The following is a 19,802-nucleotide window of genomic DNA, read 5'->3' as shown; positions in this document are numbered from 1 at the left end:
GGCCGCTACTTCAGCTCATGAATCGTCCCGTGCAGCACACGGTCACCGATTTTGAGTTCGTAGCACCAAGTCGGAGCCAAATCGGGGATGTCGAGCGTGATGGTCTTCTTGTCCTCGCTCAGTTTCACGTTTCGAATCGCCAGTTCGTGTTCATCGTGGTGTTTTGAGCCGTAGTTCTTCGTGCGCTTCAGGGACCAGACCTTCATCGCACAGTCAATCCGGTCAATCGGGTCACTAAATGTCACCTTCATCTCACCCTTAGCCGCCCTCACCGCCAGCGGCACTTGCGCGGGCTGCGGACCACGGCGGATGCGGTGAAATCCACCCGGTGAAGTCGCATTCCCAGCCCACGCAAACATGCCGCAGGTGTAGAGGGCTCCATCGTTGCCAAAGCGACCGCGCATGATGCCGGTGGCGAAGGCGGGCATGGGGAGTTCGCACACGGCGCCTTGCCATTTTCCGTTCACTTCCTCGTGCGGGATGATGAAGGCGCGACCGGTGCCGTAGCTGAGGTTGAGCAATGAGCCGCCGAGATTGCCCCACGCGTTTTTCGGCACCCAGATGAGCTCGGCGGGGCTGCGGTCTTTGTCGTTGGTCACCCAGACAAGCGGTTGCTCCATCGCGGAGTCGGATTCGTCGGTGACGCTGGTGTAGCCATACATGTTTCCGTAGAAGCCGCCGACTTTGACTCGGTTGATGCGGTTCTTCGGCGTCCAGAAGCCTTCTTGGTCGGTGACAAAGAAGGTGCCGTCGTCGTTCAGGCACACGCCGTTCGCGGCGCGGAAGCCGGTGGCGAGGATTTCGGTCTTGGCACCATCGGCGCCGACCTTGAGCAGCGTGCCGTGCTGCGGAATGACACTGTCGAGCGCGTGGCGGCCGGACTTGGCATAGTAGAAATTGCCTGCGGCATCGGTTTGCAGGCCCATGGCGAACTCGTGGAAGTGCTCGGTGACCTGTGCGTCGTCGTTGAAGCACTCGATGAAGTCGGTTTCGCCATCCGCGTTCAAATCGACGAGCTTGGCGAGTTGATCGCGGCAAAGCACAAACAGCTCTACATCGCGATACTTCACCCCCAGCGGCTGAAACAGGCCGCTGGCGATGCGACGCCACGTCAGCGTAGCAGGCGCTTTCGCCATCAAGCCATCGACACGCCACACATCGCCATTCCACATCGCGGCGATGGCCGCCTTGCCATCGGGCGTGAAATCGAAGCCACCGGGGCGCATCCAGCTTTGAAACGGATTCTCGACGGGCAGCGAAAAGTCATCGGCGATGAACGCGGCATCGTCTTTGCCTGCCACGGAGGTCGTGGTGACGGTTTGCGGCCATTGCGCCGGAGCGCCTTTCGTCAGCGGAGCCAGATCGAGCGGCGCGGCGAAGTTTTTCGCCATCGTGTCGAGCGAGGCCGGATCGACGCGGGAGATGAAAAGTCGCGTTTGAGCCCCCGATGCCAGTTTGGCGACCCAAAAGCCGTTTTCGCGCTTCAACTCGCCTTCGCCCTTCAAGACGACATTCATGCTGTCGGGTGCCACACGAAGGAAAAGCGGCTGTTTGGCCTCGGCGACGTTCACCGTGCGCACGAGGATCGGCGTGGAGCCGTAATCCATCCATGCGGGCGATTCGAGCACACGCGTGCCGTGGATGCTCGCGGCGATGACGCTTTGGTTTTGATGCTTGTAGAGCCCAAGAAAGCGCAAACCGGCCACGGGGCCGTATTTTTTGCCGTCTTTGGCTGCGGCGCGTGTGTCTTCAAAACTACCGCTGAGGCTCCAGCCGGGCTCGACGGGCAAAACGAACTGTTTTTCGCCGATAAGGCTCGTGTGCGTGCCGTGGCTGCCATCGAAGGCGATGCCTTTCCAGTCCACGAACGCACCGGTGCTCGCGGCGGCCACGCGCATCGTGTCGTGATCGTAAACCATCCACGCGCGGCCTTTCGTCACGCCGCTAGGGCCGTCATCGAGACGGATGGCGATGCCTTTTTGCGCGATGTTGTCCGCAGCGACCTCCAGCGTCCAAAACAGCGCGTTGCCGAGTTCCATGCGTTGATACGGCGGCAGTGTGGTGTCGATCTTTTCTGCCTCGGCGCGGGCGAGGCCTCGAGGCAGCGAGGCGAGGTCGATCTCTTTGAGTTGCGACGGATTGTGCGGGCGCAGGAAGGTCTCGCGGATGTAATGGATGACCGCATACTTCTGCGCGGTGGTGTATTGGGGCTGCGGCACCATCTGGCCGAAGCCATTGGTGAGCGTGAGATACATCGAGAAGGGATCGCTGCCGTTTTTGAACTGCCCTTCGGCAAATCGCAGCGCGGTGGGCAGCGAGCCGGGTTGCTCCTTCGTGCCGTGGCACACGACGCAGAGCGTTTTATAAATCGTCGCGCCTTCTTCGAGCGTCTTCGCATTCCATCCGGCCACGATCTCCGCGTGATCGCTGCGCTCCAGCGCCTGCACCCAAACGCTGCCGCCTTCGATGACCGGTTTGCCGCTGGCCTTCGGCGCATACGTGAAGTCGGGCGTGTTCGCGCCCGCGCCGCTGTCTTTGAAGAGCAACGCGATCTCACCTTTCGGCAACGCCCGTTTCCAAACCTTCACGACACTGATTTTGCCATTGGTGAAGTCGCCAGCGAAGTTCGGCGCGGCACGGCCTACTTTGAAAACATGCTCTTTTTGATCCGGCTTCGTGAAGTTGGCCTTCTCCGCGATCTCTTTGCCATCGAGCCACAACTTCGCGGTGCCACCGCTGACAATCAGCACGGCGGTGTGCGGCTTGCCGTCATTCACTTTCGGACCGGTGTTGATCGCGCCGAGCCAGCCGATGTCATACACGAGCCTGCCGCCGCGAATGAAGAGCGCCTTCGCATCCGGCGACCACTTCCCCATCGGGGCGCACATCGAGAACAGCGTGCCCTGTCCCGTCGATTCAAACTCCGCCATCGCCGTGAAGTCCGCGCCGAGATCGAGCCCCGTGTCCGGAAAGTCCTGCGCACCCGTTTTCGCAAACGCAGGAACATCTTCCGGCCCGCGCACGAGTTTCCCATTGCTCCACACCCGCAGCACCGGCGCACCTTTCGCCGGATGCTCCACCGCGATGTCGTGCGGACCTTTCGCATCGAGCGAGAGCGTGAGTTCATCGCTGAGCTTCACTTTCGCCGCGCCTTCGAGATGCAGACGATAATTGAGAGGCCATTCCGGTGCATCGAGGGGCAGCGAATCGCGTGGTGCGGCACCCAGGGTGACAGAATGCAATGCTATAACGATGAGAAGTTGTTTCATGGTGATCAACTTTGCGGCGGCGAAAGAAGCGCTAGGGACAGTCATAAAATTTGTGCATTAAAGGTAGATCACTTGGTTTTAGACGCTGACTTTGGATTAACACGCGCCCTCTGCATGCGGATGAATTTCAGCCAAGTATGCAAGCTTGCCATCCAGCTCTTTGAATGGGTCTTCGGATCCTTGAAGAATGTGGATTGGAATCTCAATCCGATGGCTGCGTCTGGGGGCCGCTTCTGGCCGTTTGGGAGGAGAGCCGACCTCAAGCCAGTCATTGTCTGGCGGATGAAATACGGATTCTCGGCTCTCTGGCCAGATCCATTCAACTTGTGAGGGAAACTCGCCGAGCCGTTCCAAGGGGTCCCACAGCCATGTGATTTGGAACGGCTCCATCTCCCCACAGAGCAAAGCCATGAAGTAGCGTGGCGAGTTGTTCTTTGCTTTGTGGATCTCACCCTCAGACCAGTAGATCAAATGTCCCGACAAATGTTTTACTTCAATGTGAAAGTCCAAACCCCCATCCTCGGTTTGGATACGAATATCCGACTCCCGATTTTCGTCATCTCGATGCACACCTTCATCCACATGAAATGGCTTCCCAGCCAGATGGTGGCGAAGTCTTTCTCGCAGCCAAACTTCTGCGTTGCGGGCAGTTGTATGGTCCTGGCGTTGCTGTCCCGACGTTCTTGACCTGTTTTGTGGCTTGCGGTTGGGACGAGGCTCGGAGTTCGTGCCTGTCAGTGCTACTCGGCTTGCGTCGAGGATGCTTGATTCCTTGGGAATGCCCGTGTTCACGCTTGGTTGATCTAAGCCTGGCTCCAACACAACATCAATTCTGGCGGCGTCATCCACCTGCCCAACTCGCTCAAAGGGTGAATTTGCGGCAGTCGTGGGTGATTCAGCCACTCGTAGAAGTTGCGACATCTGATCTAGCGGAAGTGCCAAGTTCCGCATTTCGCGCTCCAGCAAAACACGAGTTGGCGCGGCAAGCAATTTTTCAACCGAGGAACGCTCGGCAGGAGGAATACATACCCCTGGGCAAGCGGCCAGCCCCCGCGCAAGAATGTCCCACAAAATGGGTTCGCCTCCGTTCAGAAGGTGGCCATTGATGTAGAGAATGACGGCTTCTTGCCGATCTATCCAGTATTCGAGTTGGGAATTCGTTCCCAATTCCTGATCTTCCAGCGACAACTGAACGTTGAGGTGCTGTAAACAGTGAATATCGATCTGCTGAATGGCTGTGAATAATTCTTGGGCCACCTGTTCACGCTCCCCTGGGCTTTTCGTGGAAGCCAGCAAATAGCAGACTACTTCCAAACGTTCGCCAAGGCGGTCACGAATCAGTTGTTCAAGAGGTTGGTGGTTCTGTTGCTCAAGGACAGTCCCAATCAGAGCTTGCGAGAGAGGCTTCGCTCCAATGCGATCCTCGGCCGCTTCGGCAACGGCGCGCCTCTCAAGTTTGACAGGAAACAGGTGGATATTGGGCAGGCTTAAAGAATCAAGGTGCGGCTCATCCATGTAGTAGAGCACCGTATCACTTTCAGGGGTGATCCATTGGTCCCCCCGCCCATCAGACTGGCGAATAATTGCCCACCAACGACGCGTTAGTTTGGGGGATTGCTGCTGGAGATAAGCTAGGTAAAGCCTGATAACACGCTCACGGCAACTCTCGACCTTGGCGGCGGGCAGGTCTAAAGCTGTGTCGAGCATTTGAGTCCACAACCCCTCATCGACTTGTTCCCATGAGCGGCAAAAGCCCAATGCTCTGCTGAAATCTGCGTTTCTCGGCTCAACAGCAGGGCGTGGAATATAATCTGGAATCTGTTTCGTGACGGAACCCTCGACAAAAAGGCTGGAAGGACTTTGCCATTCCGGGCCATTTTTTGAATGCACCCAGCCATGCACACGCAAGCTCCAGAGGAGATAGGATTCAGATTCCCAAGGTTCCTTATCGTGATCTTCGCTTTTGCTGCTTGAACGGTGCCCTTTGGCTTTGAGATACTGGGCGTAGTAGATCCAATTCTCCTCGAGCAACGGCAAGAGACCTTGAACTTTCACGGCGGATAAATCGCAATCAAGCCGCCAGTTTCGCTTCATGCGAGAAGTGTATTCTAAAGAGGGAAGACGGTTGGGCCTCCCGGTCTGAGCAACAAATGATCTGCAATACTTTCTCCACTCGGGCGAAGAGATACCCGCTAATTCGCGAAACCCAAAATTTGGCTCCACCATCATTAGCCCCATCCTCGACCTGGCTTGGTCATCCACAGAAAGAGGAATGATTGGCAAAACTTTGGGGCACCAGGATACACCAATCCACGAGTAAAACCGCTTCCAAGACGCGAGATCATCGGTGCCAAGCTCTGCTGGTGGCTCTGCCAGGACAGCCCGAACCTCTCGCTTGCTATACTCGGTGAGGGCGGCGGACGCTCCCCAAGGTTCTGATGCGTAAACCAGCCGAGCTTCTCTCCACTGTCCGTCATCACAGCAGACTTCGAGATGATCGCACAGTCCGGCTTGCACGGGATTGTTCCAATCAAACGGCTTGTTATGCTTTGCATCATCGTGCGGGAAAATGCTATGCAAGAAGTTGATCAAACGCTTATGGTCACTGCTCTTTTTGGATTTCAGAGCAGGCACGACACATTCGTGGCAAACGCTCTCGAAGGAAAACCGGTGCAACCCGAATAGATCAGTGATCAGCTTGTTCGACGATTCACTTTCAAAGTGTTTCCACGATAGCTGAAATTCTTCTGTGACGAAGTGTGCCCCGATCTCAGGTGGAACAATCTCAACTTCAAACTTCGGGCGTGAGAAGATCCTAGCCGATGCTGGCGAAAGCAGAGCTTCGCTGCCTTCGGCGGGAAAAAGAGGAAGCTTCTTCAGAGCAGCAGAAGTCCATCTCACTCCATCAATCCGGAGCAGTGTCTGACACCGCGCCCAATTCTCTGCTTTATGTGGAAGGAAGCCGTGCTCCCGCCACTCTATCCCAGCGGATTCGATCATGAAGGCCTTTGCCTCCTCCCAAGCTTCAAAGCCATGACTCTCGGGCTTACAGCGAAGCTTCTCGAAACAAATGTGCTCAGGATAGCCACTGGGAGTTTGCTTGCGGACAGCATCCTTGATTTTGGACCATAAGGGGCGGACCACCTTCCAATCCAAGCCTGCGACTTCACTAACGCCTTCTGGCCAGCGAAGAAAATCCAAAGCCGTCCCGCAATCAGGAAACTCAGCAACGAAGTCGGCAATCAAAGCGGCAGCAGAGTCTACTACATCTGGTCTGCTCTCCACGGCCTCTTTCGTGAAACGCTCCCGATTTTGCTCAAGCGGCAAGTTCAGATGCAGAACAAGTGCTGGAACTGGATTGGTCTCGGCGGTCCGGAAGAAGGTGCGGATGTTCTTGCTGTCCTCATGATTGGTCGTCAGCGGCACTGGTGCACCATTCTCATAGCGGATGGCAATCTGGGCTTGCTCCGCATCGCCTTTTATCCGCCACTCTTCCATCTGAGTTCCGTCCACTACGAGGGTAACTCGCCCTTCGCCTTCAGTGAGCAACTTTCTTTCCCATGAAGTTGTCGTCGTCTCCTTTACCCAGTTAATCTGCTCAACAGAGGGCAAAAAGAGCATTGTGCTTGGGTTGCGAATAATCTCTGTCCACTGTTGTTCCAAAGCCCTCAGAACTGTGGCGTTTTCGCTCTTGATCTTCAAGACGACTACAGTGTCAAACTTCTGAATATCGACCAGATCACGGATGAAAGGCTCTTCTGAATGAAGATCACACGAGTCCGGGACGGAGAGCAGGTGCAACGGCTCATCAATTTCACCCTTCGTGCGTTCTTTGACCAGAGTTCGAGCACGCTCGCGAGAAAACTGGAAATGAAGCCCTCCCGAGTGAACGCGAATGGACTCAGCAAACTTTGCCGTCACTCGAAAACCAAGGCCTTTGTGGCCGATTGGCCTATCCGACATGGCATCGACGGCATTCTGAAGGAGTTCTAGGAATAGTCTGCCGCTGTAGTCTCCGGAGATCTGGCTCTCGAGCCCAACGTGCTCTTGTAGAGCATTGCGGTTCTCATAGTGCCTCAACTTCTCATCTCGATAGTAATCAAGCAACTCATCGCCTACCCGACCTGTAAGCCCAGCTTCCACATCAGTTTTGCCGGTTAGTGTGCAATAACAGAGTGCCCGCAGTCCTTTCTCGCCAAACAGTTTTTCCGAAGACGCATGATTCGCCGCGACGAGGTAGTTGTCTCGCCAGATAAATGAGGCAGCTTTTTTCATGACGTTTGGTAACTCAGGGATGGGCAAGCCTCAAATTACTGATGCGTTGTTTGCGGGAATGTCGGTCGTTAGTGAGGACGCAGTTGGTGCCGCGAACACGCGGATGAGGGAGAGCATGAGCAGTCGGGTGAGTGAAATCAGAATGAAACAAGGGGTTGCCGGGCGGGAATCTGTCGGGCAAAATGCGTCATGAACTCAGACGTCCCCCAACCGATCCCCTCGAGGAGGCGCAACGGATATGGACCTTGCAGAAGCAGAACAAGCCGCTCTCGCAGCGGGACATCGACTTTCTCCACCAAGCCGCCGAATGGCAGATGTGGGTCAGCCATGGGATCAGGTTGCTTTGATCGTGAGCAGTCGTCGGGCGGACGCACATGGACCATGTAAGCTGCATCTGAAAAGCCAGATTTAGTAGGCAGAAGAATAAAGACCACGAAGCCCGATTTCATGAGCGGTCGATGATGAAAGCAGGCCGTGAGAGCACGCCTTTCGACAGCGCGCCGTAGTGATCGGAGCGCCAGAAGTTCTTCAAATCGTCGGCGGTGATGAGTTGCAGGCCGGGTGTGGCCACGGCGGGATTGCAGAGGATGTAGAGGTCCTCTTTGGCGATGTAGCCGCAGACATTGAGCGTGTGTCCGGCGCTGCCGTTCGGGTATTGCGGGCCGATGTATTTGAAGTCCACGATCACGGGCCGTCCGGCATCGAGTTCGCTCTTCAGCATGTTGGTGGCTTCGACGAAACCTTTGTCATCGGGCGTGTAAGTGACGAGTTTCCACTTTTGGCCGATCTTCGCCGAGGCGTCGAGCAAGTGGCCCCAGTCCGTGCCGGTGCCGAGCGGGGAAGGGCACAGCTTTTTGTAATCCCAACCACCGAGCGTATGCCCATGAAAGCGGGCGAAGATGGCGCAGGCGGTGCTGCCGCAGTTGTTGTAGCCCTGGAGGATGTGCGGCATCTGCACAAAGGCGAACTTGCCCGGCTCGCTTTTGCGCTGGCGATACTCGATGAGCTTCAAGAGATCCGCGGCTTGTTGTGCCGAGGCGTTGCCGGAAGGCTGTGCAGGATGGCCCGTGGCGGTGGTGGGGAAAAGCTGCGCTGCTTTGTTCCACTGAGCTTTGGCAGCGTCGATCTCGCCTGCTTGAAAATGCAGCTCACCGAGGAAAACGAGGCCGGAGGGATCATTCAGCTCCGCCGCACGCTCGGCCAGCTTTCGTGCGAGCATGGGATCGGCCGGAATGCCTTCACCCGCATGGTAGGCCATCGCCGCCACGGCTGCGGCGCGGCCATGACCTCTCTCCGCTGCCTTCTTCCACCATTCGAGCGCCTTCGCGCAATCCTGCTCGGTGCCCTGCGCACCAAAGTAGCACTGACCGAGATTGAAGGCCGCAGCGGCTGACTCATCCGCCGCTGCCTTGAAGTAGGCGATGGCAATCGGCGGATTCCGTTTCACCACGGCTCCGCGCAAGTAAGCAAAGCCCACAAAGTCGAACGCATCAGCCAAACCGGCATCCGCCGCCTTGTGCGCCCATTGCATGGCCTCGGCATCATTTTTGGCGATGCCTTTGCCATCACGAAGAGCGATGGCGAGTTCGAGCTGCGCTTTCGCATCGCCACCCGCGGCGAGGCGTTGCAGTTCAGCGATGTCTTTGGCAGGCAAATCCATGATCATGAGCAGGCTGACGAGAGCGATGGGAAGAGAAGTGGATTTCATGAGCAAGAGCAAGGCTCCTAAAGGCACCCGACTCTGCTTTTTATCCATCCAGCATCGCCATCGGCCATGCATCCACTCTGCCGCAGCCACCGCACCCCGTCTTGGCACGATTCACCGATTTGCGCAGGCAATCAGGCACAGCCAGTGTGGTGCCGTCCTCTGGACGGCTTCACCAACTGGCTTCGGCTTTAGCCGAACCGCCTCAAGAAGATTCGGCTAAGGCCGAAACCCCATTTCCCAAGCCCCATTCACCGCCGCAGCGCGTTGATCAGCTCATCCACCTTGTTGATAAGGTCCTGCATCTGGGTCTGGTTGTAGCTGCCATCGGCCCCTTGGCCGAAGTTGCTTACGCCGTTGGTGTTGGCGCTGGTTTGCTGGAGTGCATTCGCGATGGCGTTGGCGAGATCGGCTTGGGTGGCTCGCTGCTGGATGTCGGCATTGAGCGAAGTGAGTTGGCTGCGCATCTCCGCGCTGGAGGCAGGCGAGTTGTTCGCGGGCTTTGTTGGATCGAAGGGCATAATGTAATTGTGAGCTTTAGCTCGTTAGAGGGTGTCTTGTCGGTTGGTGTCCTTGTGGCGAGCTAAAGCTCTGGATTACATTTCGCTGGCTCGCCTATGGCGAGACGGTGACCTTCACCACATCGGTCCAGTCGCCGTTCGGGGTGCCTTTGTCCCAGAAGCGCATGCGGTATTCGCGGACTTCGGGGGTGCCAGCGGCCAGCAGCGGGCGTTCGTCCATGTAGGGACTTTCGGTGTCGATGGCGAGGAACTCCCAGGCTCCGGTGCCGCGTCGGCCTTCGATATAGACGCCCATGTGGTTGTATTTGTAGAAGCTGAGCTTCACGCACTGGCAGCCACCGCCTTGGATGAGTTCGGCGCTGAACTTGGGGAGCGCTTTCTCGGTTTCGGCGGAGCCGACGATGCCGAGGTCGGTGCCGATGGCTTCGGTGTAGCCTGCGCTGAGTTTCATCTTGGCGATGAGCGCGAAGATGCGCGTGAGCACGCCGGGGATGGCGGCGGTGACGCCTGCGGGCAGGGCGGGCGCGGTGAAGGTGGGCAGCACCATCGGGCCGGAGCCGGAGCCTGCGAGCACGTCATCCACGGCATCCGTCGTGGAGGGCGAGAAGTTGCGCACGGCGGCGAGCCAGGTGCCGAGGACGTAGTTGCCGTATTTGGCGTCGTTCACACTGGCGGTGATGTCGCCCGCGACGACGCCGAGGGCGGCTCCGTGGATGGGCAGTTTCACGGCATAGTTGTCGAGCCAGTTCACTTGGTCGCCGATGCGGCTGGGGTAGTAGGTTTGTCTTCTCATTTTGGTGCGGTTGTTCGATTTGGTTTGGGGTGAAAAATAGTCGGACGGCTGGTCCCAGGTGCCGCTGTCCCATTGGCCGTTATCCCAGTTCATGGAGTCGAGGTTCGGGGTTGAATGGTCTGCAAAAGTGGGGCGATACCGCCGCGTGCGGGGTGGCCGGTCGCTCTCGCGGGATGACTACCGCGCTGTGCGGTAGCGATACCTTTGGCCAGGGTATGGCTACCCATCGCGGCGGTAGCTCTACCCTGCCGCGCGGTAGGCCTACCTTTTCGTGCGGGGAACCATCCCATTTCGTTCGGTAGGGATACCGCACGGCTGGGTATCGCTACCATTTCCGTCGGGATGGCTACCGCACGGCGCGGGGTCGCTACCCGCAGTGCCGGTAGCGCTACAGTGGCGTCCGGTATGGCTACCATTCGGCGCGGGATGGCTGTTTTGAGGTGGAATAGCCCTCCCAAAGCCGAAAACACCTCTCTCGAAGGCAAAACGGCGTCTCCCGTGAGCGGGAAGCGAGCTGGACTGGTGGAAGGGATCAGCATGGCAGGCGTTGGGTGCGACGCCCGCTATTCCACCACGGCTCCCGGCAAAGCGTTAGTCAATCATAGGTGACGTGCCTTCACTCGGCATCGTCCTCGTCCTCAAGTTCGTGCGTGAACTGCTCCAGCGTCATGCCGAGTCCATGGCTGATCTGCGCGGTGACGGGCAGTGTTGGATTCGCTTTGCCTCGCTCGATCTTGCCAATGTATTCGCGGCTCACGCCACTCTCACGAGAAAGGCCATACTTGGTGAAACCGGCGGCCTCCCGGAGTTCCTGAAGCCGACGCGGCAACCGTTCGCGGATGCGCTCGGCATAGTCGTGGGCTTCGTGGTTGTCTGGCGCGTTGGGCACGACAGTTCCAGTGGTAGAAGTCCTGCCTGTGCCGCAGTGTCGGGATGGACCGCCAGACGACTGCGACACAGGGGACTTTGGCGGCGGTTACTTCAGGACGCTGAGGTCCGCGCCAAAATTGATGTGATAGGCGGCACCGTCGATGACGAGGGCAGGCACGGATTTGACTCCGGCGGCCTCGGCTTCGGCGACGCGGCCCTTGGCGGTGCCGAGGTGGACGATCTCGACATCGAAGCGGCTCGTATCGAGCGCTGCGGCGACGTTTTGCTCGGCGGCGACGCAGACGGGGCAACCGGCGTGGAAGAATGTGGCTTTGGTTTTCATGTGGATGTTTACTTGGTGTTTGTTGGGTTGAGTGACAGGACGCTGCGTGGTGCAGTGGATGTCGCCGCCATCAGAAGGCGGGATGCGAAATCGCGAAAGAGGGCACTATTGCGTGGGTGGGCACCGTTTTGTGCCCACTGGCCGCATCACGACCGGGATGATACAAATGCGCATGAAACCGAAACCAGCCGCCACGAAGAAACCTGGACACCTGCCGCTCACGGAGCGCACGGCCTATCGTCGGCTGGAGGATGTGGTGGGCTGCAAGTGGTCGGCGGCAGTGCTCGCGGCCATTGGGCGTGGGGTGGCACGCCCAGGGCAGCTTGAGCGGTTCATTCCGGGCATCTCCACGAAGATCCTCAACGAACGGCTGCGCAAGCTGGTGGACTACCGCCTCATCACGCGCACCGAGATCGCAGGCAAGGTGCCTCGCACGGAGTATGCACTGACGGCCACGGGCGTGAAGCTGAACGAGATCATCGAGAGCATCCGTGATCTGGATGAGGAGCATGGCATTCAGCCTGAACCCTGAACTGCTTCTGGCTATCTGTCTGTTTTGTTACCTGCGGAGCATTGAGAACGACTGGCCCTGCTAAATGGCGGTGGAGGAACCGAACCAGTGAACTTTCAACCCGGCAGCAGCATCTTGATCATACGGCTGCGCTGTGGGCCGCTGACGAGGTTGGATAGGGTGTGTGCGTCTAGGCTGTCGTAAAACGACTTCTGGGCCTTCGCCAGAGCTGCTTTCAGTTTGCAGCAGCCATCCAGGCGGCAGGTGTTGGTGGCGGTATCGAAGCATTCGACCATGATGGGCTGATCCTCCGTTTCTCGCACGAGTTTGCCGATGCGGATGTCATCTGGCGATCTGGCGAGCTGGATGCCGCCGCCTCTTCCGCGCCGGGTGTCGAGGTAGCCGAGCTTGGAGAGATCCTGGACGATCTTTGCGACATGATGCTTTGAGATGTCAAAGGCAGTGGCGACTTCTTCGAGTTGGAATGCCTCCCCCTTCACTGCGGCGAACATGAGGACGCGAAGTGAGTAGTCACTGTAAAGGCTTAGTTTCATGGCGGTGAGGAGGTGGCGTGCTGGGCAGAGATACACGATGCACTCAGTGCCCTTGATGTGCCATCGAAAGTCTAAAAGCGACAAGATCGTAGCTGGCTCGAAAGAAGTATCGTTTATGCTTCTTTTAATGATACCGGTCGAAAAAATGCCCGGACCATACAAACCCAAAAAACCAAAACAGTCAGCCATGAGATCGATTTGCCTCCCTCGCCACCACCGCCGTCGTGATGACACTGCTCGTGAACACGTCCTTTGCCGCAGATGCGGCAGCCGTCGCCAGCGAGTCCGCCACCAACACTGTCTGCCCGATTAGCGGCAAAGCAGTCGATCCTGCCATCACCACTGAGTATGAGGGCCGTAAGTGGTCTTTCGCCCAGGAAGCCTGCAAAACGAAATGGGTGGCAGCCCGTGAGAGCAGCCTCTACCACAAGCTCGGAGGATGGAAGGCTATCGACGCTGCTGTGGATGCGTTTTACGTGAAGGTGCTCGCGGACAAGAGGGTGAATCACTTCTTTGAAGACATCAGCATGCCGAAGCAGCACCGGAAGCAGAAAGAGTTCCTCTCCGCAGCACTGGGCGGCCCGCTCCCATGGACCGGGAAGGACATGCGGAAAGCCCACGATGGCATGGGACTCACCGAAGAGCATTTTAACGCCATCGCGGAAAACCTCATCGCCACGCTCAAAGATCTGAAAGTCAGCCAGGAACTCATTGACCAGGTGATCGCTGTCGTGGCGACCACCAAGGATGATGTCCTCGGCAGACCGAAGAAGGCCAGCTAAGGTCTGTCCATACCCTTGCTGGTGACATGCCGTCGTGTGTGCTGGGAGTGCGCACGGCGGCATTTCTTTAGTTCTCTCAGTATCCAGTTCCTTGGTCCAATCCCCCAGTGAGAGCGCCCTTCGTTCGTCCTCCACTTATGCGTTCATTTCCATATCTGCACCGCTCGCTCGGCATTGAGCTGATCGAAGTCAGTCTCGCGGAGAAGCTGGTTGCCACCCTTGGAGGGGGGCTTGCTTTGCTGGCCCTGGTCGGCATCACGACTTATGCGCTCCCTGGCGCAGGGGGAACAGCGGTGGTCGCATCCATGGGGGCGAGTGCCGTGCTCCTCTTTGCCGTGCCTCATGGGGCGCTCTCGCAGCCATGGCCAGTGCTGGGTGGGCACCTGCTCTCCGCCTTCATCGGCGTGCTCTGCGCGCGAAGCATTGACCACCCTGCTTTGTCCGCCGCCTGTGCCGTGGGATTCGCCATCGGAGCCATGCATCATTTCCGCTGCATCCATCCGCCCGGAGGAGCCACCGCACTGACGTCCGTTCTCGGTGGCAAGGCCATTCACGACTTGGGCTTCGGTTATGTCCTGATGCCTGTGATGGCGAATGCGTTCGTCATGGTGCTACTCGCTGTGCTCATCAATGCCTTCTTTCCCTGGCGGCGCTACCCGGCGGCTTTCAACCGGCCCGCTTTGCCTCCTTCGTCTCATCGGCCTGAGGACCCAGATCCGCCCACCCATGAAGAGATCGTGGCCGCTCTCCGCTCGCTTGATTCCTTTGTGGACATCAGTGAGGAGGATCTTCTCCGCCTTATCGAGATCCTGCGTCCTCACAGTGCCAGCAATCCGGCAGCCCCAGCAAAACCCAATCCCAAATGACTTCGGCATCACCTCTTCATGACCTCACCTGCCGCGCAGACATCATCCGCCTCGTGGACGCCTTTTATGACCGTATCCGCCGTGATGAAAAGCTCGGCCCCATTTTCAACGACATCGCTCAGGTGAACTGGGAGACGCACCTGCCGAAGATGTATGACTTCTGGGACACGGTGCTCTTCCGCGCTGGCACCTTCCGAGGGAACCCTCTCGCCGTCCACGCGAAGCTGGTCAGCACGGCAGATATGAGCAAAGCCAGCTTTGATCACTGGCTGGCGCTCTTCACCGCCACGGTCCATGATCTCTTCCAGGGAGCCAATGCCGCCGTCATCCTCCGCAGCGCCGAGGACATGGCGAACGTCATCTACAGCAAGATCAACCAAGTGCCCGATCCGCGTTTTGATCCCGCCCATCTGACTCCCGAGCAACGCGAGCGCTACGCACGCTATAAACAAACCGAGACACCCTCATGAAATCCCTCCTCGCACTTCTTTGTCTCAGCATCACACATCTCCACGCGCAGGAGTTTGACCGCTACGGCGGCTCCATGGCGATCAAGGGTAAGGCCACCGGTTGGTTTCATCTGGAGGAGGTGAAGGGGCGCTGGTTCTTCATCACGCCGGAGGGGCACGGCTTCATCCCCATCGGCGTGAATCATCTTGGCACTTACTTTAGCGGTGGAGCGCAGAAGCTGCGACCTACGGAGCATAACTTTGTCAAAGAACGCCACGCTGGCAGCCTGAAGGCGGCTGCTGCGCATGTGGAGAGACTGGTGCGTGGCTGGGGCTTTAACTACGCGGGCTATGATGCGCCGCCTCAGTTGCAGGAGACCATGCCTTTCTCCGTTGCATTCAAGCAGACGCAGACCTCGGGCGTGACGGTCTTCGGCCCGCCGCAGTATGTGGATGTGTTTGCGCCGGAGTTCGCGGCGGACTTGGACAAACGCGTGGCGGAGTCCTGCGGGAAGCTGAGGGAGAACCGCTTTCTCCTCGGCTACTACCTCATCGACCTGCCGCGCTGGGGAAACTGGGAATATCTGGACATCGAGGAAAAGAAGCAAGGCGTGAGCTGGCTTTCCTTTTTCCGAAGTCTGCCACCCGGCTCGCCTGGCAAGCTGGCGTATGACAAGGCCACCCAAGGTGCTGCGGACCTCAAAGCCGCTGAACTCGCCTTCACCGCTGAGATCGCGGACCAATCTTACCGCCTCACCGCCGAGGCCTTCCGCCGACATGATCCGAATCATCTCGTGCTCGGCGAGCGGTTTGCAGGCTCGCGCCTCTTCATGCCGGTGGTGGAGAGATCGGCGAAATACTTCCCCGTCGTCGCCATCCAGCTTGAGGGTGACTTTGACGCTATGACGTATCGCGACATCCATCAGCGCACGGGGCGGCCCATCATCAATGCGGATCACGTCGCCAATTTCCTCACGCCCACCACGCAGAAGGTGCTGGGCGGTGCTTTGCGAGACGAAGCCGAAGCTGCTGCACTCTACGCCCGTTATCTCCGCGCTGCCTTCACGGAGCCGTATTTCATCGGCTACAACCGCTGCCAGCTCGCCTCCCGCATCTTCCAAGACGGCCCGCCCGCTGGCTGGAAGCAAGGCATCCTCGATCCCTCCGGCGAACCTTATCCACTGCTCCTGAAGGCCATCACCATGACGAATTGCGAGGTGTTAGAGTTGCTCTATCATCGCTAGCAAAACGCCCTCGTCACAATGAACCAGCGCATTACCAGCATCGACGCACTGCGTGGACTCGTGATGTTCATCATGATCTTCGTGAACGATCTCGCCTCCGTTGGAGACATCGTGCCGGACTGGATGATGCATTACGAGCTACGGCACAAGGACGCGACAGGCATGACGTTTGTGGACCTCGTGCTGCCCGCGTTCTTGTTCATCGTCGGCATGTCCATTCCGTTCGCGCTTGGTTCGCGACTCGACAATGGCGAGCGCATTTGGAAAACCATGCTGCATGTGCTGCAACGAACGGGGTCACTCTTGTTCATCGGCGTGCTGATGGTGAACGGAAAACCCGATGCCACGCAGCTCGGCTGGCCGCCTACGCTGTGGGTGGTGATGATGTTCGTCTCCACCATCTTTGCATTCGGGTCTATCAAATGGATGCGGTGGATCGGACTCATAGCGCTTTTGTGGCTCGGCTATGTTTGGATCGGCCCTCACGGCGAGCGACTCCTCACCCTCTCACCCTTTTGCCTGCGATCCCAATGGTGGGGCATCCTCGGTCTCATCGGCTGGGACTACCTGGTAGGCTCCATCGTTTTCCTCGTTTTTCGCGGTCATCGCACCGCGCTGCTTGGGTGCATGATGCTGCTGTTGGGCTTGTTTGTTGCAGATGATGCACACGCTTTCGACGACTGCTGGCTGGCAAAGATCGTTGGAATCGGGGACACTCTCGGTGCCCAGGGAGCAATCACCGTCGGCGGCGTGCTGCTTGCGTCCATCCTCAAGGCCCCTGCAATGCCCAATGTTATGGAGCGTGTTCGGTTCACCCTGTTTTTCATCATAGGCACTTCCGCCGGAGCGCTGCTGTTGCAGGATGCCTACGGCATCAACAAAAACGCAGCGACACCCAGCTATTGTCTGTGGGCATGCGCAGTGACCGCCGCGCTCTGGTTGATGCTGTATCTCGTCACCGATGTGAATCGTGTTGCCGCCATAGCCAAGCCGCTATCTACCGCAGGACAGAATGTGCTACTCGCCTACTTTCTGTCCGAGGCCTTGCCGTTTGGTCTCGACTTAGCCCATCTCGATAAAGCTTATCATGCGCTGAGTCAGTCCAGCCTAGCCAGCGCACTCACTCGTGCCACCACATGCGGCCTAGTGCTCCTCGGCGTGACTGCTGGCTTCAATCGCATCGGGTTTCGTCTGCGGCTTTGATCACCGTTTCCTGATCCATCACGTTCGTCTTACTACTCTCCCAATGGCTGGCGGATTCGTCAGTGCCCTGCGCCCATCCTCGGAGTCCGCCTTTTCCAAATACACGCGAGTCCATCGCGTGGTGTGAAACTGAGCTGCGTGAAGGTTGGGTGGCGGGGTGGAGGTCATCGTCGCGAACTATGCTTCGCAGGTCCATGACGTTTTGAAGGGGAAAGGTGACGGAGTCATTTTGCCGAAGACAATGTGGTGCAGTCCTATGGACTGCTCTGACTGAGTTCAGAGGACTCAACTACTCTACCTGAACTCTGCAAACTGACCGAAGTTTTTCACGCTGATGTGATCTGAGAACGGCGGCAGGCCCCCGTCACCCCCATGCTCTCTGCCTGATTCAATGACAAGAGCAGCTCCCGCAGCCTTTCTTGAGGCCAGCGAGGCGTTTTTCGATTTCGAGGGAGGTCGGGGTGACGGCGAGGCCGCCGAGGGAGGTGCAGCGGTGCTCGCGGGGCATGCGCTCGGCGACGGCCTTGGCGGCGTCGATGACTTCATCGAGCGGGATGAGCGGATCGTAGCCGGCGAGGGCCATGTTCGCGCAGGAGAGCGCGTTGCTGGCGGCCATGACGTTTTTGCCGAGGCACGGGGCTTCGACGCGGTTCGCGATGGGATCGCAAATGAGGCCGAGCATGCTCTGAAAGGCCATTGAGGCCGCGGCGATGGCTTGATCGCGTGTGCCGCCAGCGAGCGTGACGAGCGCGGCGGCGGCCATGCAGGCTGCGGCACCGCCTTCGGCCTGACAGCCGCCGACTTCGGCCGCGAAGGTCCAGCGTGTGGCGATGAACACGCCGATCAATCCGGCGGCGAGCATCGCTTTGGCCATGTCTTCCTCGCTTTGATTCATGGACTCGGCCATGGCGATGACAGCTCCGGGCAAGGCAGCGCACGCGCCGGCTGTCGGCGCGGCGACGATGACGCCCATGCTGCTCTTCACCTCCATCAAGGCGGTGACGTAGAGGATGATGCGGTTCAACGCGCCGCCATCGAGCAAACGGCCTGCGTTCATCATCTCGGCAAAACGCCCGCTCTGATGATGCAGCACGCGATCCTCGTAACTCGTGCCCGCGATGCCGCTGGCGACGGATTTGCGCAGGATGCGGACGATGTCGGTCATCTTGTCGATGACTTCGCACTCGGTGAAGCTGCCGCGAGCACGCTCGTATTCGATGGCGAGCTGCCAAAGAGGCGTGTTTTGGGCTCCGTCGTGGGCGAGCATGGCTGCGCAGCTCGTGAAGGGCACGTGGAGGTTTTTGCGAGAAGGGACGGGGAGGACGGGAGAGAGCTTTTTGACGGAAAGAGGGCTTAAAGGGACCAAAAGGACGGAAGGGGCAAAAGTGGCGGCTTTGACTTGGATGAGCTGTTTGTCTCCGAGTTCGTGAATAATGACCTCATCCTCTGAGAAAGTGGTTTCGGCTTTAGCCGAATCATTCTGAATGCGACTAAAGTCGCAGCCACTATTCCAAATCAGCGTCTCGTGATACCCGCCGTCCATGTGCAGCGGCACGCCGTCGATCTCGATGACCTCGATCATGCCGCCGCCGGTGGAGATGGCGATGAGGGTGTGCGTTTCACGCGTGTTCTTCAGCGTGAGGCGGTAAGTGTTCGGATGCGGATCGCCGACATCGACGGTTTCGATGCGCAGCTTGACGCCAGCGTCGGCGAGAGCTTGCGCGGAGTTTGGCAGACGCTCATCATCAGCCTCCCATCCTAGCAAACCACCAAACAACCCCATATCACTCCCCTGACTCTCGTGCGTGGTAGGGAGCGAGCCTGCGCGATCAAACTCGACGAGCACTTCCGTGATCTCACCCTCCATCAAATCACGCGCCAGTCGCCCAATGCGAAGTGCAGCGGCGCAGTGCGAACTCGACGGCCCGCGCATTACGGGACCGATGACATCGTTGAAGATAGAGACGGGGGTCATGGTTTCGATCTATGGACAAGGGCTATGTTCTTGGGCTCAGGCAACGCAGCTCAGCGAACTGGTGAACATGCTCGCGCATCTTTTGCAGGTTATGATAAAGCTCCGAGCAATGCGACGGCCGCCCGCTGACGATTGCCGTGCGCGACGGATTGCACGAAGCCGCCGCCGTGTAGGCATTCCGAAACAGCACGCCGCTGGCCGCCAGCCGATCCAGAGTCGGCGTCTTCGTCTGCGGATGCCCGCCGAGGCAGCCAATCCAGTCATTGAGATCATCCAGCGCGATGAAGAGCACGTCCGGCCTGCTCTCCGCCGCCAAAGCATGGCCGCCAAAGAGCGCCGAGATCGCAAAGAGTGTCAGAACCGATTTCACCAGCCTCATTCTGTCGCGTCCAGCCCGCCGCGTCTTGGCAAGATTGTCAGCGCAAGGCGAGCAAACGGGCAC

General features: G+C 58.3%; 17 protein-coding genes. 6 read left to right on the top strand and 11 right to left on the bottom strand.

From position 1 onward, the window contains the following. Positions 1-5: 5 nt before the first annotated feature. From IAE77_RS10285 to IAE77_RS10250, 8 genes are all read right to left on the bottom strand, one after another. Complete coding sequence (locus IAE77_RS10285) at positions 6-3,269, bottom strand: DUF6797 domain-containing protein (protein WP_294225695.1); 3,264 nt, start codon at positions 3,267-3,269, stop codon at positions 6-8. Between the two features lie 96 nt (positions 3,270-3,365). Next, on the bottom strand, positions 3,366-7,544 hold the full coding sequence (locus IAE77_RS10280) for a hypothetical protein (protein WP_294225692.1): 4,179 nt from the start codon (positions 7,542-7,544) through the stop codon (positions 3,366-3,368). Between the two features lie 137 nt (positions 7,545-7,681). After that, on the bottom strand, positions 7,682-7,993 hold the full coding sequence (locus IAE77_RS10275) for a hypothetical protein (RefSeq protein WP_294225689.1): 312 nt from the start codon (positions 7,991-7,993) through the stop codon (positions 7,682-7,684). Beyond that, positions 7,990-9,252: a hypothetical protein gene (locus tag IAE77_RS10270; protein WP_294225686.1), complete on the bottom strand. Its 1,263-nt coding sequence runs from the start codon at positions 9,250-9,252 to the stop codon at positions 7,990-7,992. Before IAE77_RS10270 ends, IAE77_RS10275 begins: the two co-directional genes overlap by 4 nt. A gap of 248 nt (positions 9,253-9,500) precedes the next feature. Beyond that, positions 9,501-9,770, bottom strand: coding sequence for a hypothetical protein (locus tag IAE77_RS10265; protein WP_294225684.1), 270 nt, complete (start codon positions 9,768-9,770; stop codon positions 9,501-9,503). Positions 9,771-9,864: 94 nt separating this feature from the next. Further along, positions 9,865-10,656 carry a hypothetical protein gene (locus IAE77_RS10260; protein WP_294225682.1) on the bottom strand — a complete coding sequence of 264 codons (792 nt, stop codon included), beginning with the start codon at positions 10,654-10,656 and terminating at the stop codon, positions 9,865-9,867. 523 nt (positions 10,657-11,179) lie between these two features. Then, complete coding sequence (locus tag IAE77_RS10255) at positions 11,180-11,452, bottom strand: helix-turn-helix transcriptional regulator (RefSeq protein WP_294225679.1); 273 nt, start codon at positions 11,450-11,452, stop codon at positions 11,180-11,182. Between the two features lie 87 nt (positions 11,453-11,539). Next, a complete protein-coding gene (locus IAE77_RS10250) occupies positions 11,540-11,776 on the bottom strand; it encodes a thioredoxin family protein (RefSeq protein WP_294225676.1) in 237 nt (78 codons plus the stop codon). Positions 11,777-11,948: 172 nt separating this feature from the next. Between IAE77_RS10250 and IAE77_RS10245 the strand changes: the two genes are divergently transcribed. Then, positions 11,949-12,308, top strand: coding sequence for a helix-turn-helix domain-containing protein (locus IAE77_RS10245; RefSeq protein WP_294225673.1), 360 nt, complete (start codon positions 11,949-11,951; stop codon positions 12,306-12,308). 95 nt (positions 12,309-12,403) lie between these two features. Here IAE77_RS10245 and IAE77_RS10240 read toward each other — a convergent pair whose 3' ends face one another. Then, positions 12,404-12,841 carry an Rrf2 family transcriptional regulator gene (locus IAE77_RS10240; RefSeq protein WP_294225672.1) on the bottom strand — a complete coding sequence of 146 codons (438 nt, stop codon included), beginning with the start codon at positions 12,839-12,841 and terminating at the stop codon, positions 12,404-12,406. A gap of 227 nt (positions 12,842-13,068) precedes the next feature. On the opposite strand from IAE77_RS10240, the gene IAE77_RS10235 reads away from it, so the two are divergent. The 5 genes from IAE77_RS10235 (at position 13,069) to IAE77_RS10215 (ending at position 17,385) form a co-directional block, all read left to right on the top strand. Further along, positions 13,069-13,623 carry a group 1 truncated hemoglobin gene (locus tag IAE77_RS10235; RefSeq protein ID WP_294225739.1) on the top strand — a complete coding sequence of 185 codons (555 nt, stop codon included), beginning with the start codon at positions 13,069-13,071 and terminating at the stop codon, positions 13,621-13,623. Positions 13,624-13,760: 137 nt separating this feature from the next. Further along, on the top strand, positions 13,761-14,489 hold the full coding sequence (locus tag IAE77_RS10230; RefSeq protein ID WP_294225671.1) for an HPP family protein: 729 nt from the start codon (positions 13,761-13,763) through the stop codon (positions 14,487-14,489). Next, positions 14,486-14,959, top strand: a complete 474-nt coding sequence (locus IAE77_RS10225) for a group III truncated hemoglobin (protein WP_294225668.1) — start codon at positions 14,486-14,488, stop codon at positions 14,957-14,959. Before IAE77_RS10230 ends, IAE77_RS10225 begins: the two co-directional genes overlap by 4 nt. After that, positions 14,956-16,182 carry a hypothetical protein gene (locus IAE77_RS10220; RefSeq protein WP_294225665.1) on the top strand — a complete coding sequence of 409 codons (1,227 nt, stop codon included), beginning with the start codon at positions 14,956-14,958 and terminating at the stop codon, positions 16,180-16,182. Before IAE77_RS10225 ends, IAE77_RS10220 begins: the two co-directional genes overlap by 4 nt. A gap of 18 nt (positions 16,183-16,200) precedes the next feature. After that, positions 16,201-17,385, top strand: coding sequence for a DUF5009 domain-containing protein (locus IAE77_RS10215; protein WP_294225663.1), 1,185 nt, complete (start codon positions 16,201-16,203; stop codon positions 17,383-17,385). A 388-nt stretch (positions 17,386-17,773) separates the two neighbouring features. Here IAE77_RS10215 and IAE77_RS10210 read toward each other — a convergent pair whose 3' ends face one another. Further along, positions 17,774-19,360, bottom strand: a complete 1,587-nt coding sequence (locus tag IAE77_RS10210; protein WP_294225660.1) for an L-serine ammonia-lyase, iron-sulfur-dependent, subunit alpha — start codon at positions 19,358-19,360, stop codon at positions 17,774-17,776. A 22-nt stretch (positions 19,361-19,382) separates the two neighbouring features. Continuing rightward, entirely contained in the window at positions 19,383-19,730 is a 348-nt protein-coding gene (locus tag IAE77_RS10205; protein WP_294225655.1) for a sulfatase-like hydrolase/transferase, read from the bottom strand. Positions 19,731-19,802 lie beyond the last annotated feature (72 nt).

Origin of the sequence: Prosthecobacter sp. (assembly GCF_014879935.1) — a bacterium.
Classification (GTDB): domain Bacteria; phylum Verrucomicrobiota; class Verrucomicrobiia; order Verrucomicrobiales; family Verrucomicrobiaceae; genus Prosthecobacter.
This window is presented reverse-complemented; position numbering and strand designations above follow the sequence as displayed.